General features: G+C 58.9%; 9 protein-coding genes. 1 reads left to right on the top strand and 8 read right to left on the bottom strand.

Going from position 1 to position 16,135, the window contains the following annotated elements; translation table 11 throughout:
- The first annotated feature begins 55 nt into the window (after positions 1 to 55).
- Positions 56 to 844: a PhzF family phenazine biosynthesis protein gene (locus H8E27_10240; protein ID MBC8325991.1), complete on the top strand. Its 789-nt coding sequence runs from the start codon at positions 56 to 58 to the stop codon at positions 842 to 844.
- Here the strand turns inward: H8E27_10240 and H8E27_10235 are convergent.
- The 8 genes from H8E27_10235 to H8E27_10200 form a co-directional block, all read right to left on the bottom strand.
- A complete protein-coding gene (locus tag H8E27_10235) occupies positions 841 to 2,172 on the bottom strand; it encodes an ABC transporter permease (GenBank protein ID MBC8325990.1) in 1,332 nt (443 codons plus the stop codon). The genes H8E27_10240 and H8E27_10235 overlap by 4 nt on opposite strands.
- On the bottom strand, positions 2,169 to 3,650 hold the full coding sequence (locus tag H8E27_10230) for a sugar ABC transporter ATP-binding protein (protein MBC8325989.1): 1,482 nt from the start codon (positions 3,648 to 3,650) through the stop codon (positions 2,169 to 2,171). Before H8E27_10230 ends, H8E27_10235 begins: the two co-directional genes overlap by 4 nt.
- 36 nt (positions 3,651 to 3,686) lie before the next feature.
- Positions 3,687 to 4,691: a substrate-binding domain-containing protein gene (locus H8E27_10225; protein MBC8325988.1), complete on the bottom strand. Its 1,005-nt coding sequence runs from the start codon at positions 4,689 to 4,691 to the stop codon at positions 3,687 to 3,689.
- Between the two features lie 2 nt (positions 4,692 to 4,693).
- The gene (locus H8E27_10220) at positions 4,694 to 7,243 is read right to left on the bottom strand and encodes a c-type cytochrome (protein ID MBC8325987.1); all 2,550 of its coding nucleotides are present in this window, start codon (positions 7,241 to 7,243) and stop codon (positions 4,694 to 4,696) included.
- A 66-nt stretch (positions 7,244 to 7,309) separates the two neighbouring features.
- Positions 7,310 to 10,249 carry a DUF1588 domain-containing protein gene (locus H8E27_10215; GenBank protein MBC8325986.1) on the bottom strand — a complete coding sequence of 980 codons (2,940 nt, stop codon included), beginning with the start codon at positions 10,247 to 10,249 and terminating at the stop codon, positions 7,310 to 7,312.
- A gap of 6 nt (positions 10,250 to 10,255) precedes the next feature.
- A complete protein-coding gene (locus tag H8E27_10210) occupies positions 10,256 to 11,617 on the bottom strand; it encodes a DUF1552 domain-containing protein (protein ID MBC8325985.1) in 1,362 nt (453 codons plus the stop codon).
- A gap of 75 nt (positions 11,618 to 11,692) precedes the next feature.
- The gene (locus H8E27_10205) at positions 11,693 to 13,108 is read right to left on the bottom strand and encodes a DUF1501 domain-containing protein (GenBank protein ID MBC8325984.1); all 1,416 of its coding nucleotides are present in this window, start codon (positions 13,106 to 13,108) and stop codon (positions 11,693 to 11,695) included.
- On the bottom strand, positions 13,105 to 16,135 hold a 3,031-nt coding region (locus tag H8E27_10200), incomplete at its 5' end, for a DUF1553 domain-containing protein (GenBank protein MBC8325983.1). The genes H8E27_10200 and H8E27_10205, both read right to left, overlap by 4 nt.

Here is a 16,135-nt window from a genome sequence, read left to right as displayed (position 1 = left end):
CGATGATCCCTGTTAACGGTTGGTTTACCAGTCTTCCCACTCTATTATTGGGTCCTTGAGCGTTCCCCTTTACATCGTCGATGCCTTTGCGTCCGGGCCGTTCACCGGTAATCCCGCGGCAGTGTGCCTGCTGGAAACTTCAGGGAACGCTGGCTGGATGCAGTCGGTCGCAGCCGAGATGAACCTGTCCGAAACGGCGTTCCTCGTGCCGCGGAAGGACGGGTTTGATCTGCGGTGGTTCACGCCCGTCACCGAAGTGGATTTATGCGGCCATGCCACGCTCGCCAGCGCCCATGTACTGTGGGAAACGGAGCGGTTGCCCGGGAATGAACCCGCCCGGTTTCACACCCGCAGTGGAGTGCTTACCGCCACGCGGGCCGGCAATTGGATTGAGATGGATTTCCCCGCCACGCCGCCTGAACCCATCGAGCCACCACCGGGCTTGTCCGATCTGCTCGGTAGCGTACCGCGCTACGTCGGGCGCACGCCGTTTGACCTGTTCGTGGAATTGACCGATGAAGAGGAACTGCACGAATTATCGCCGGACTTCGCCGCCCTGAGCGAACTGCCCGTGCGCGGGTTCATCGTCACCACGCGCAGCGCGGATGATCAATATGATTTCCTCTCTCGCTTCTTCGCCCCCGCCGCGGGCATCAACGAAGATCCCGTCACCGGCTCCGCGCATTGCGCTCTCGCTCCCTACTGGGCGGAACAACTCAGCAAAGCCAACATGACCGCCTACCAAGCTTCACGTCGCGGCGGTGTGGTGGACATGGAACTGGCTGGCGATCGCGTGAAACTGCGCGGCCAAGCGGTGACCATGTTGCGCGGGGACTTGGTTTAACCGGCGGTTTTCAGGCCGCGGTTTTTCAGTTGGTCCACCATCACGGCGATGAGGATGACCACGCCGTACACGACGTTTTGCATGTGGGATTCCACGCCGGTGAGGTTCATGCCGTTGCGAATGACGCCGATGATGAGCGCGCCGACGAGCGTGCCGAAAATTTTCCCCTGCCCGCCGGCCAAGCTCGTACCGCCGACGACTACAGCGGCGATGACCTGCAGCTCCACCAGCGTGCCGCTCTTGGGATCGCCGGTAGTGTGCAGCGAGGCTTCCATCACGCCACCCAAGCCGGCGAGCAATCCGCATAGGGTGTAGACCAACACGAGCACCCACTTCACCGGCACGCCGGAAAGCCGCGCTGCCTCGGGATTGCCGCCTACGGCGTAGATGTAACGGCCGATAGAGGTGTGCGTCATCACCACGTGCGCGATGGCGTAGAGTAACAGCATGAGCACGACAGAGTTTGGCAAGCCGAGAAAATCAGCGCCGCGCCCCAGCCAAGCGAAGCTGCCTTCGATGGGGACGGGCGCGGATTCAGAAAAGATGAACGCCAAGCCTTTCGCAATAAACATGACGCCAAGGGTGACGATGAACGCGGGGATGTTAAACAGCGTGACTAAGCCGCCGGTGCCGAAGCCGATGGCGGCGCAGGCCAGGATGCCCGCGGCGCTGCCGAGCAGAAAATGCGTTAAGGAGGGATCACTGCCGCCGAGTTGCTGGATGGTCAGCGCGGTGATGACACCGCTGAATGCAATGAGGCTACCAACGGATAGATCGATGCCGGCGGTGATAATGACCATTGTCATGCCAATGGCGATGATGGCGACGATGGAAATTTGCTTGAGCACGTTGAGCAGGTTGTCCCGCTTGAGGAAATTCGGCCATTTGTGTTTGATGGGTTGATACGCGGCGGTCTTGGCGAGGTGCGGGGATTCCTCAGCAAGCTTGGGTAGCTGCTCGTTGCAAAAAACGATCATGTGCTCGTCGGCAGCGATGGCGGTCAGCGGCGCGGCTTGGCTCTCCAGCGCAGCCCGGGCAGCGGCGGGATTGCCGATCACGTTGGTGGTGACGGTGAGCCCGGCGTTGGTGAGGGCCGTTTCGAGGTTGCCGGAAAATTTCTCTGCGCCTTCGCCGCTGCGGACGAGGATCGCGACGGTGGCGTCCGGTGGATTGTTGCCGGCGATTGTCTCCGCTAACCGCTCTGCAGCGGCTTCACTGCGGGGCGATTGCTCCTCCATCGTGACGAAGCTCACCACTGCGCACAACACCAGCAGCACGAGCACATTACCGTAGTCGGCAAGCAGTTTGCTGTAGTCGAGGTTCTTCATGCGGCGAGGGGTTCGCGTTGTGTGGCAAGTTTCATGATGTCCTCCTGCGAGGCGCGGGGGACCTCGGTGATCTCGCCGGTGAGGCGGCCTTCGTTCATCACGAGGATGCGGTCGCTCATGCCGAGGATCTCGGGTAGCTCGGAGCTGATCATGAGAATGGCTTTGCCGTCGTCGGCCAGTTGATGGATGAGTCGGTAAATCTCGTACTTGGCGCCGACATCGATGCCGCGGGTCGGTTCGTCGAAAATGATCACGTCGGCATTGCGTTGAAGCCACTTGGCGAGCACGACCTTTTGCTGGTTACCGCCGGATAGATTGCGCGCGAGTTGTTCGTGATCGGATACCTTGATCGGGATTTGTTTAACAAACTTAGCGAAGGCATCGCTCTCCGCTTGTCGGTCAATGAGGCCACTTCGGGTGAATTGCATCAGGTTGGGCAGGCCAAAATTTTCCTGTACGGTTTGACCGAGCACGAGGCCCTGCGATTTGCGATCCTCGGTAAGCAGGCAAATGCCGGCGCGTATGGCATCGCGCGGCGAGGTGGCATCGATGGGTTGGCCGTCCAGTTCCACTGTGCCCGTATCCTTGCGATCAGCGCTGAAAATGAGACGGGCGGTCTCGGTGCGGCCCGCGCCAACAAGGCCGGTGAGGCCGACAATTTCGCCGGCGTGCAGCTCGAAGGACACGTCGCGGACCTTGTTGCCGCGCGAGAGATTTTTCACCGCCAACCGCACGGGGCCGGGTTGGCAGTCGTGCGAGGGAAATTCCTTATCGAGACTGCGGCCAACCATCAGCTCGATCATTTCATCGCGTGCGAGGTCGGTCTTGTCACGGGTCGCCACGTGGCTGCCGTCGCGCAGCACGGTGACGCGGTCGGCGATGGTATCGATTTCATCAAGGCGATGGCTGATATAAATGATGCCGATGCCCTGGGTGCGGAGTTCGCTCACGACCTGGAGCAGGCCGTCGACCTCGCGCGGGGTGAGGGCGGCGGTGGGCTCGTCCATCACGATGATGCGGGCGTCCTGCGCGAGCGCCTTAGCGATCTCCACGACCTGCTGTTGCGCCACGGTGAGATCGCGGCACATGGCATTGGGATCGATTTCCACACCAATGCGTTGGAACAGCTTACGAGCGCGGTCGGCTTCTTTTTGGTGCGGAATGAAACTGACCCCCGCCGGTTCCTGGCCGAGGAAAATATTTTCGCGCGCGGTCAGGCCGGGCACGAGGTTGAACTCTTGGTAAATAATGCCGATGCCGGCGGCTTGTGACGCCTGCGGGGAGTCAATGCGCGCGGGCGAACCGTCGATGCTCAGTTCGCCTTCGTCATGCGCATGGGCGCCGCCGAGGATTTTGATCAGTGTGCTTTTGCCCGCGCCGTTTTCGCCGAGCAACGCCAATACCTCGCCGGCATGCAGCGTGAGGCCCACTCCGCTAAGCGCCTGTACGCCGGGGAAGGCCTTGCTGATGCCGCGCATCTGGAGCAACGGCGGGTGGTCGGCAGCGGCCATGGATTATTTCAGCGCCGGATCTTGGTCCGCCTCGGTCTTGGTGTAGAGCGTGGCGGGAATGAGCGTCTCGGACTCGAATTTCTCACCGGCCTGATATTTCATGATCAGCTGCACGATCTGGCGGCCCATCTTGTCCGGATGCTGGATGGGGTCGGCGTACAACTTGCCGTCCTTGATCGCCTGTTTGCCGTCGAGCTGGCCATCGAAGCCGATGATCTTGATCTTGTCATCGCGCTTCGCTTCCTTCACAGCGGTGTAGGCGCCGAGGGCGGAGGGATCATTGATTGCAAAAATGGCATCGAGATCCTCATGCGCCTGCAGGGCATCGGCCGTGGATTGATAGCCTTTGGTGCGGTCCCCGTTGCCGTCGAGTTCAGAGACAATCTCGATTTTACCGGTGGCCGTCTTGTTGTGAGCATCAATCACCTTCTTAAATCCGCCCACGCGCAACACGCAAGAGTTGGCCTTTTTGAAGTCAAGCACCAGCACCTTGCCGCCGGCATCGCCGAGCGCGGTGATCATCGCCTTGCCGGCTAGTTCGCCGCCCTGAAAATTATCCGTGCCCACGTGGCCCTCGATCTTGGCGTTCTCCGCCGCACACTTGGCATCCACCGTGAACACCGGAATACCGGCCTTGTTCGCTGCTTGCACCGACGGGCCGACAGACAGGCGGTCGCACGGCACAAGGATGATGGCGGTGACGCCGCTGGAAATGAAATCGTCCATCTGATCGGATTGTTTTTTCACGTCCATATTCGGATCCACTATGCGGACCGTGTAACCATTCTTTTCGGCCTCAGCCTTGATGTGATCGCCGATCACCTTGAAAAACGGGTTGGAAAGCGTGAGCGGCGAGTAGGCGATCACGCCCTTGCTTTCAGTGGGCTTGCCTTGGGTGCCGGCGCCGCTGTTGTTGTTATCGGAGGGCGTTGCATCGCCCCCACCGCCGCCGCAGCCGAGACAGGCGGTGAGGCAGATTATCGGGAGTAGAGTGAGGAGTTTTTTCATGATTATTTCTTAAAGACTGTGTGGTCGCGGTCGCCGCCGCTAAGGATGTAGGCGAGGAGATCCATGACCTCATCTTCGCGCATGAGGTTGAGCAGGCCCGGAGGCATGGGGGACACTTTGGAGGGCTCAATGCTCTCGACCTCCGGGCGGTTCACGTTGACGCGTTGATTGGGATCAAACATGTCCGTGTTCACCGTCACGCGGTCGCCGTTCATGTTCACGACTACGCCGGTGAGGGTGTCGCCGGATTTCATTTTCACAATCACGGGCACAAACTGCTCGTTGATTTCCTTGCTCGGATGAATGATTTGCTCGAGCAAATCATGCGCCGAATAACGGCCGCCGGCGCCGGAGAGATCGGGCCCGGTCATGCCGCCTGCATTGGCGAATCGGTGGCAGGCAAAGCAGCCGCCCGCGGCGAACATCTTTCGGCCGCGCTCGAAGTCACGGCCCTTGAGCTTGGTCTTGGAGGCCGTACTGAGTTCTTCAAGCTTCCATTCTTTCACGAAATTACGACCAATCATCGCCTGCGCCATGATCTCAAACGGCGATTTCTGAACGGGCTTTTTCGCCAGTAATTCCTTTAGCTGCTCGCGGCTTTTAGTGTCCAGACTCGCCTCGGCATCGCGTCGGATGAACTCGATGAATTTGCTGAAGCTCGCGCCGCCGCGGTAACTGGCCGCCTTGAGGAACCAGTTGAAATAGGCCGTGCGCAGCTCGAGCGTCCAGCCGGTTTTCAGCATCCGCAGCGAGCGCGCGTACTCGATCTGTTCCTCCTGCGTGGCCGCGTCCTGCAGCAGTTGGATGCCCTTGGCCGCCGTGTGGGGCGCCTGCAGATAGGCGAGCGTTTCGCAGAGGAGCCAGTTCTGCTCGAAATTTGCTGCGGGGAAATGCGGGTCCAAGTGCTTGATAATGCCGGTGGCAATTCGGTCGTTCGGCTGGCCTAATCGGATGAGGGCGATTTGGTAGGCGCGCACGAGGGTGAGTTTGCTTGCGTGCGTGAGCTGGCTCCACTTCACCTGCCCGAGCGCTTTGTAAATAGCCGCGCGCTGTGCCGGACTGATCTTGGGCGCATCCTTGGCTTCTCCGGCCACAACGTTTTTCGGGTCTGCTCCGATCACCTTGGACAAGGCGAGCAACGCCACCACGCGCTTGTTCGCATCCTTCTCGTGCAAAGCGCGTTCCTGCCACTCCGAAACGGGTTGATGCATCACCGCGGTCATCGCCGCCCAGCGGATGAATCGATCGTCATCGCCCAGATGCGGCCACGACTGGTTCACGGCGTCCTTGTGTTGCACCCCGTGAAAATTCTCAAGCTTCTGCCGGAGGACGCGGCCATAGTGCATCGTGCGCTTCACGGCCGGCGCGGTGGATTGCTTGCCCGTGTAGGTCACGCGATACACGCCCGACTGCACTTTGCGGCCGCCGATGGTGAAATACATCGCACCATCTTTGGGATGAATGATCACATCCGTTACCGGCAACGGACTGCCGGTGATGAAGGTCTCCTTCGTGCCCGTGTAGCTGGAGCCGTTTGGCTTGAGGTGAACCGCGTGAATCTTGCCCCAGCTCCAGTCGAGAATGTAAAAGGCGTTCTGATACTTAGCCGGAAACTTCGCGCCGTAGCCGAACACCGTGCCCGTGGGCGAGCCGGGGCCGATGTTGATCGTGGCCGGCAGTGTGTCCGGATAAAATTCCGGCCGCTTGCCCGTGCCATTACGCCACCCCCACATGCTGCCGCTGGTCACGTGATTGATGCGCGTGGGCCGGTACCATGACGTGTTGAAATCGTATTCCATGTCCGCGTCATACGTGAAGAGCTCGCCGTCCTTGTTTACGCCGCCATCATAAATGTTCCGAAAGCCGGCCGACACAATCTCCCACTGCTTCCCGTCCAGCGACACCTTGTAAATAATGCCTCCCGGCGCCAGCCGATCGCGGTTATGCCCGCGCCCATCGGGCATGCGCGGCAGTAGATGATCCTCGCCCCAATGCAACGGCACGCGCGATTTCTGCGTCTGGAGCGGCGTGGTGTTGTTGCCGGTGATCAGATACAGCGAGTTTTGCGGTCCGGGCAAAATGGCGTGGATGCCGTGATCGCCCCGCGCAAACATCTCACGCAGCAACACCACCTTGTCCAGCTTGTCGTCCCCATCCGAATCCGTCACCCGATACAACCCGCTGGGAAATTTTCGTTCGTAATCATTCACCCCCACATACAAAGCCCCATTCGCCCAGAGCAGGCCGTTCGCGGCTCGGATCTTTGCCGGTACCGGCTCGATATCCGATTGCTTCAACGACTTCCCCGGTGCTGGCGGTGTGAACCGGTACAACCCTCCAAACTGATCGCTCACAATGATCCGCCCCTTGTCGTCATTGCACATTGCCACCCAAGATCCTTGTTGCGGCTTAGGCACCGAGTACAGCAATTCCACCTTGAAGCCTTCGGGTGCCGAAATGTTTCGCACGGGCGTCGCTGAATCCGAGATTGATTGAGCCCGAGCCGAAACGCCCAGCGTGAACACAATAAGAGCAATAAAAATACGCAGCATAATTGGCCCCGAAAGTACACACCCCAACCCTCCAAAGCCAATGGAAAAACACCTCCGGCGGGGCGACTAATTTGATTTGAGGAAACTCTCGGCTTGAACCACTTTCCTAATTAGTGATTTGAGTTTAAAGCCTTCGTTCTCGGTTTGGTTGACGATGCGATCGATCGCCAGTGTGTCAACAGGGGTGAGTTCGCGGGCAAGCGCGAATCTTAGCAAATGTGCGGTGAAGGCTTTGGCAAAACGTCGATCTTCTTGAACTAGCGATTTTTTGAAATCAACGATGTCGTTGAATTTGTATTTTCGCAGCAAGGTTCCGGTGGCATCGACGGTGCGGCCGTTGGGATACTTATCACGCCAGCGGCCGGTGATGTCGAAATTCTCCAGCGCGAAGCCGAGCGGGTCGAGGCGGGAATGGCAGCCGGCGCAGTTGGGGTTGGCTCGGTGCTGCGCAAACTTTTCGCGGATGGTCAGGTTTTTGTCCAACGCATCCTCGTTGAGCGGCGGCACGTCGTTGGGTGGCGGCGGTGGTGGGTCATTAAAAATCACCTCGATGATCCAGGCGCCGCGCCCGATGGGATGGGTGCGCTTGGGCCCGGCGGTCATGCTGAGCATGGCGGCGCTGGTGATGACTCCGCCGTAGCGGGGGTTAACCACCGGCAGACGTTCGAAGGTTTTGCCGCGCAGCTTATTGCGTATTTCGTTGTCAAATTTCTGGCGGGCGGCCTGCTGAATTTTTCCGGTGTCCCGAGGCTGGGGAATGTTCTTCAATTCAGCCTCCGCCTGTTTGAGCGTATCGTTCAGAGCCATGTGTTTCTTTTTCTGTGCGGGCAGCATGGCCTGCAACGCATCAGCCTCGGAGATGTAAAGATGGGTGCCAGTGCTGGAAGCGGCGACCTCGGCGGCGGTGAGTACGCGGTTATACAGGCGGGCTTTGTCGATGCTTACGTTGAGGTATTTGTTTCCGCCCGGCGGCAGATGGCGCAGGCCGAAAATAACCGAACTGCGATTCTTGGGAAACGTCGCCGAGCTGCGTCGGAAGGGTTGGCCGTAGGGTTTGCCGTTTCGATACATCCGAGTGGTGCCGTCGGGCTGATAAACCATGACGAGGTGCAGCAATTCGTTGGCCGCGTTCTCCGGGGTTGAGTTGGGAAAGTCGAGCGTGCGGCTGAATCCGTTGCTGCCGGAAATCCAATGGCGCGGCTTGCGTTCGCCGAGCACAATGGTATCGAAGAAATCGCCCGGACCTTGGATGCCCATCACGCCGCCGCCGCGTTGGTTCACATTGCCCACCTTACACCAAATCTCGAGGCTCTTCGCGCGTAAATCAATTGGCAAATGATTGCTCAACAGATAGGCGCGATTGAGCACGACCATGCCGTCCTTGAATTGAATTTTTCCGTGCGCCTTGAGCTCGAGTGAATTGACTGAGCTTTTCAGGTCGCCATTAAATTCCCAGGCGGCGTAGGGCTTCAAGTCCACTGGTTTTTTCCCGCCGGTATTTTTTTTGCGTTCTGCCAGCAACTTGGCCCGCACGGGCTTGAGCATCGCTTCCAGATCGGTCTTGGTGTTTTTGATGAGTTTCTCCAGGCCGTTCCGTCGTTCCGCGTTGCGCCGGTTCATCTCCACAATCTCGCGGACATCCACCGTCGGCGGTTCCAAGTCGGTGGTGTACCATGTTTTCAGAAAATCACTTTGGTAACCAAACTTAGGTGTGATGAGGTCCGCGATGGGTCGATCCTCGACGAATACCGCGTCAAATAATAGCAGCGGCTCCATCAACATTTGCAGACTGGCCGGGTTGTTTTTGTCCAGCGCGAACAACCGGTGTTTCCTGGGGTCGGGAGTGGCGGCCAATACATTTTCGAGCTGCATCCATTGCGCGGGGAAGGTGTCCAGAAAGCGCTCAATTTTTGGGTCGGCCAACATGCGGTCGATGGTTTTCTCCAACACGGCGGGCTCGGACAGTTTGCCCGCCTCGGCCAGACGCAGCAGCTCGGCATCCGGCCCGCTGACCCAAAGGAAAAATGAGAGGTTGGAGGCAAGGGCGTGCTGCGAATTCTTCGCGTCAGCAAGTTGATAGCGATAGAGAAAAAGCGGCGAGGACAACGCGGCGGAGGCGACTTTTTTCATGGCGGCGGTGAACGGGATTTCCTGCTTTATTTTGCCGAGCGCGTAGGCGGTGTAGCGGTCGATAGTGGTCGACTCGACGGGGCCGCGGAAGGCGAGCGCTAAAAAGACCGCGATTCGTTTACGTGTTTCGGCGGGAAGGTCAGCGCCCTCAGCGGGCGGCTGGAAAAATGTTTTCCAAATGCCGACAGTTTGCTCGTTGAAATCAGGGCTCTCGACAACGGACACGCTCAAGCTCAGGAAGGCATCGAGCAGCAGCGGCGAGAGGGTGAGTTGGTTGGCCTGATTATCGAACCCGTGGGCGGCGCGCAAATCTTTCGGGAACGCCCGCACCGCGCGCATGCCGGGCGCAGGGTTCAGTGCCAGCGAGCGGACGTTGACGCGGTCGGGCATCTTGGGCGCGTTGAGGTAAATCGATTCGCGCGTCATCAGTTTTTCCGGCAGCGCGAACACGTCGCGGTTGAGCTGGAACAAATCGCGCACGGCGTTGTTGTATTGGAAACGGTTGAGGCGCCGGATGCGGACGGGCCTCGCCTTGATGCCAACGGTCGCCGCGCGCAGTTGAGCCTTCAGGGTGGCCAGCATTTTTGTGCGCTGCGCTTGGGTGAGTTGCGGCTCGTCCTCGGGCGGCATGTCGGCGGCGTCGATGACCTCGATGAGTTCCTGGATCAGCTCCGGCTTGGCGAGGAACTGCTGGGCGGTGGTGATTTGCTTGAGATTAATTTTGCCCTTCACCTTTTCGCCGCCGTGACATTTCACGCAACTCTTGGCAAAGAGCGGTTTAAGAAACTGCTCAAACTCTTCCGCCGCCTGAGCCGAAGCGATGCCCAATAACGCAAGAAGAAGGCAACTTTGAAAAATGAATCGTCGAACAAACATTTGCGATCAAGTCCACAAATCAGAAATAACACCCGTGCTGTCGGCAAATGAATCCATTTCCACACCCATCAATTTCGCCAGCGTCAGCCACAGGTTTGAATTAAGCGTGCCACTCTTGGCTTGGATGAACCGGCCCTGCTTCACTTGGCCCTGCCCGCGGCCGGCGACGATCATCGGCAAATCATAATACTGATGCGTCGAACCATCACCCAGCGCCGCGCCGTAAGTGACCAGCGAATTGTCCAGCATCGTGCTGCCGTCGGACTCTTTGATTTCCGTCATCCGCTTGAGCACGTAGGCGTATTGCTGCATGTGGAAGCGGTCGATCTTCGCCACCGACAGGTAGCCTTTGCCCTTTTGATTGTGCGTCATCGTGTGATGATTCACCGGATTATCAAACACGCCCTCGTACCGCAGCGTGGCCTCCCAACGCTCGGGGCCGATCATGAACGTGGCGATATTCGTGATGCCCATCTGGAACGCCAGCAACATTAGATCCGCCTGCAACTGGATGTATTTGCCGCGCGGCAGCACTTCATTTTTTGGCACGCGCACATCGGCACCCGCCAACAATTTCTCGAGCTTGGCCATACGCACCTCGATGTTGCGGACCATCGTCATGAATTCATCCAACGCCGCACGATCCTCGCTGGCCAATTTTTTGGAAAGCGACTTGGCATCCGCAAGCACCAGGCCGGTCACATCGTTCACGTGCGCACGCAAATCATTTTTCCCAAACAACCGATCGTAGAGCTTGCGCGGATCGCGGATGGACGGCGCAATTTTATCCGGCCCATACCACGAAATGTTGTCAAATTCTATCGACTCCTTGCCGGCGGTGAATCCGTTGCAACTAATTTCCAGCGTGTTGAGCGCCGTCTTGTGGCCCACCTTGTCACCGATTACTTGGTCGAGGCTGCGCCCGTTCGGATGCCGAATCCCCTGCGCGGCCGCCTGCACCGGCGAGAGGCTTGTGAGATAGCACGAGGCTCCCTGCGCGTGCACGTCCTGCCCGTTTTTAAAAGTGCGGTCCAGGCCGGTAATCAGCGTCACGTCTTTCGTGTATCCCTTCAACGGCTGCATCGTCTCCGTCAGCTCCAGCGGATAAATCCCCGGTTTGTTCTGTTTGCGCCGGTCCTTCGTTTTGTCCGCGTTAAAACCGCCCACAAAATTCGGCAACACCCCTTCCTCCTCCTCTGGGAAAAAACACCGCCGCACGATGCCGTTGGGGATGTACATTATCACCAACTTTTTGTCTGGCTTGCCCGGCTTCTTCGCCGCCGCCATCGCCCCCGGCGCCGAGTGCAAAACCGGCAGTGCCATCGTCGCCCCGCCCGCCTTCAAAAATGTTCTCCTAGTAATACTCATTAGCTTTTGTCCGAGTTTGATTTTTGACCGAAAAAAGCAACGATTGATTCATCCATTCACGCTCAATTCCGCTCATCAGTTGATCACGTCCCGAATCACTTTCCCGTGCACATCGGTCAACCGTAAATCACGGCCGCCGTGGCGGTAGGTGAGTTCCTCGTGATCCACGCCCAACAAGTGCAGCACTGTGGCCCAGAGGTCGTAGACGTCGCATTTGTTTTCGGTGGCGTGGTAGCCGAGCTCGTCGGTGGCGCCGTACACCGTTCCACCTTTCGCGCCGCCGCCGGCGAGCCATACGCTGTAGCCGTATGGATTGTGATCGCGCCCGTTGCTGCCTTGCGAGAAGGGCGTGCGGCCGAATTCGCCGGCCCAAATGACAAGCGTGTCCTTCAGCAACCCGCGCCCCTTGAGGTCCTTGAGCAACCCGCCGATGGGTTGATCGACTTGGCGCGCCATGTTTTCGTGCCCGCCTTTGAGGTTGCCGTGTTGGTCCCACGGATTGGGGGCTTGGCCGCCGCCCATTTTTTCGGGCAGACAACTCAGCTCCACAAACCGCACACCGCGTTCCACCAGCCGTCGCGCGAGCAGAGCTTGGTGCCCGTACGCCGCCGTGACGCCGTTGGGCGAATCCATGCCGTACATTTTTTTGGTGGCCGCCGTCTCGCCGCGCAAGTCGCACAACTCCGGCACTGCTGTCTGCATGCGATAAGCGGTTTCATAATTTCGCACCGCTGCTTCCACGTCATTATTGCCGCCAATCTTTTTAATAAAATCCGTGTCCTGCCCCTTCACAAACTCCAGTCGCGACCGCTGCGCTGCGTCCGCCTCGCGCGGTTGGATGTTGCGCACCGCCGGCGCCTTGTCGCCCACGATAATACTACCCTGATTTTCTGCCGGCAAATAGCCATTGCTGAACAACCCCACCCCGCCGTGCGGCACCGTCGCCCCGCCCGCTTGCAACACCACGAAGCCCGGCAGGTTTTGATTCTCCGTACCCAGCCCGTAAGTCATCCACGCGCCCGCCGAAGGATGCCCCATGAACGGCACGCCGGTGTGAAAGGCATAATTCCCCTGCGCATGCTCGTTCACCTTGCTCGTCAGCGACCGAATCACTGCCAACTCATCCGCGCTCTCCGCCACGTGCGGAAACAAACTGCTCACCGGCAAACCGCTCTGACCATATTTTTTAAACGCAAACGGCGAAGCCATCACGTTGCCGTTATTATTAAATTGTGTCCGCAAAATTTTCACCGGCATCGGCTTGCCGTGCAGTTCCTTGAGCTTCGGTTTCGGGTCAAACGTATCCACCTGCGAAGCCCCGCCCGACATATAACAAAGAATCACATGCTTCGCCCGCGGCGTGAAGTGCGGCTTCCGCTTTGCGCCAAACGCCGCCCCCCCCATCAATCCCTGCAACGCCATCAGCCCAAACCCTGTGGAACACTGCGCGAGCATTTGGCGACGGGTCAGTGATATTGATTTTTGATTCATTGCACGTAAATAAATTCTTTAAGGTTGAACATCGCCTGCGCCAAATCACGCCACGGGTCGGGCGCATCGGCCCCGGTTTTTTCCAGCACCCTCATTTCGGTGTTTAGCTTTTGCAGTGAGATTTTCAATCCTTCAAGCTGCTTCCGTTGCGCAGCGCTCATCTCGGCGAGTATTTCTTTTTCTGAAATATAATTCGGATTGCCACCGGCGGAGGCGAGCACTTCGGCGGGATTCAGCGCGCGGTCATATAGGCGCGCTTTCAGCACTTTGCCGGACAACATCCGGCCGCTGCCCGCAGCGGTGCCGTGGCGCAGACCGAACAGGATTTCCGCGTTACCAGCGGCGAAGGGTTGTACACTCGTTTTGTACGGTCGGCCATAAGGTTTGCCGTTGCGATAGCCGAGGATGGTCCCGTCAGTTTCGTAAACGATAGCCACCTGAACGGGTTGAGATTCTTTTTCGGCAGGGCCATTGAACGACTGCGTGCGTTTGAAATTATTGCTGCCGGCCATCCAATGCCCGGATTGTTGCTCACCAATGACGATGGCGTCGAAGAGCACGCCGTTGCGCGTTTGCACGGTCATCACGCCGCCGCCGCGTTGGCTGAGGTTGTTCAACTGCACCCACGCCTCAAGCGTTTTGGCGCGGAGCGGTTGAGTGAGCGGCGCGCTGCGGGCGAAGGCGGCGCGACCATCGAGGACAAGCGCGCCTTTCTCCACTTTAGCGCCACTGTGCAGGCTCAAGTTCAATTTGCCAATTTGGTCGTCCGTGCCTTTGCCAAAATCCCATGCGGCAAAGGGCTTGGGGCCGACGGGGTTTGGGTTCTCATGCTCACGCTTGCGTTCGGCGAGGAGCCGTTTGCGCACCGGTTCGCGGATGGCGGCAACCTTTGCGCTGGCGGTATTGAGGCGTTCGCGCACGGCGTTCATTTTTTTCCTCGCCACCAGCTGACGACCGCCGGCGTTTTGAAGAAAAGCTTTTGCGTTTGCGATTTCTTGCGTGGACGGTTTGCGATTGAGGGTCAGTTGAAACAAGCGACGAATCTGCGCCTCGGCAGTTTTAAATTTTTCTTCACCGGTCACGCGCTGGGCGAGGCGGGCGGCGAGACTGATAACGAAGGGGTCATTCATCAGCGTGAGCGATTGCGCGGGCACATTGGTTTCATCGCGACGGCCCTTGGCAGTGGCGGGCACGGGCATGTCGAACACGGTGAGAAATGGGTCGAGGTTGTTGCGAATGACGCTCACGTAAACACCGCGGCGATTGGTATTAAACGTGTCCGATCCACCGAGCGGATTGCGGTCGAGCGCGCCGCTGGCTTGCAGCATGGCATCGCGGATGGCCTCGGCTTCAAGCCGCCGCAAGTGCGCGCGCGCGAGCAAACGGTTATCGGGATCAGCGTCACGCGTGGCGGCGGTGCTGACGGCGCTAATCTGGAAAGTTCGCGTGAGGGTGAGTTCGCGGATGAGTTTTTTCAGCGACCAACCTTCCCGCACAAAGCGCGTGGCGAGGTAGTCGAGCAACTCCGGATGCGTCGGCAGTTCACCGAGCTTGCCAAAATTATCTGGTGTGCCCACGAGTCCACGCCCAAAAAGATGATGCCACACGCGATTCACAATCACGCGCGCGACGAGCGGATTGTCCGCCCGCAACATCGCCTCGGCCAATTCGCGCCGGCCGGATTGTTTGGTGTCAAACGGCTTTGCGTCAAACGCCTCAAGGAATCTCCGCGGCACAACCTCGCCCGGTTGCTTGTGGCTGCCGCGCACAAAGAGCGGCATATCCCGCGCGTCGCCCTCCACCACGCCCGGCGCGCGCTGCGGCACGGGCACGGCGGCCTCGAGCTTGCGATAGGCGGCCGCGAGCTGAGCGGCGGCGGGCGCGGCAGCGGCGGTGTTGGAAAGCAAATTGGCGTGCACAAAATGATTGAGAAAATTCGCCTTAAAATCACTCATCTTGTCGCGGCGAAACGACTCGATACAATCGCGCAGCGTGGCGGCATATTTGGCGGCCAACGCCTCGCGATCAGCCGGCGCATTACCGGTGAAAAGTGGCAAAATGGTCTCCACAGATTCATCGCCCGGCGCGGGTTGGCCGGGCTTTTGCACGAGCGCACCGGTGACACCGAACCACGAATTGGCGTTGCCCGCGGTGAGCACGGCTTGTTCGCCGGCGGTGGAAATTTCAAGATGCGCGTCGTCGCCTTCCCAATATTTCAGGCTCCATTTTTGCCAACGCCACTTGCCGTCATTGAGCCGCGTGGCAGGATACACCGTGCCGTTGCGCGTGTAGTTTTGGACGACGTACCGCGCCATCACGCCGCCGCTGCCGCGCACGCGCACCCACAGCGTTTCGTTCGGCCCGATGCGAAACCGCGGCGAGCCGAGCCAGCCAGTGTGTTTATCCGACAATAGATGCGTGTAAATACCCGTGGGCAAAATGTCGCCGATTAGGCGGTCGCCCTTGGGCAGCACGCGAAACTGTCCCGCAAGACTACCGGCGGGTTGGTCGTGCCCCATCCCGTTGCCCGCCTGCACCCACGCCATTGCCGCGCCGCGGTGGAAATCCCAATGCTGCGCATACGGTCGCGCGCGCTGCGCTTGCCAACGTTCGAAGCTAGCTTTCATGTCCACCTCCAGTTGCGTCCACTGGGCCCGAAACTCTTCGCCCTCCGTTGCCTGCAAGCGGTGCCAGGCGTGGAGCGGGTTAGCGTTCCCTCCGGCCTTGCTGAGGGCGTCTTTCATCGGGCCATCGGGCTTCAGTAAACGCCCGGCGAACCGATCCGCCTCTGCCAACCATTGCTCGGCCAGCGCGGCGCGAATCTCGGTTTTCATTTTTTTCATTGCCGGAACGTTTAATTGCTGCCGTGCGGGGGAATCGACATTAATCGTCGCCGGCCGCGTGCTGGTCATGATGCTGTAAAACGCGTGGTAATCTTTTTGGCTGATGGCATCGAACTTATGATGGTGACAGCGTGCGCACGAAACGGTGAGGCCGAGGAAAGCTTTGGAGACGACATCGATTTGG

Source organism: Limisphaerales bacterium, from assembly GCA_014382585.1.
Taxonomy (GTDB): Bacteria; Verrucomicrobiota; Verrucomicrobiia; order Limisphaerales; family UBA1100; genus JACNJL01.
This window is presented reverse-complemented; position numbering and strand designations above follow the sequence as displayed.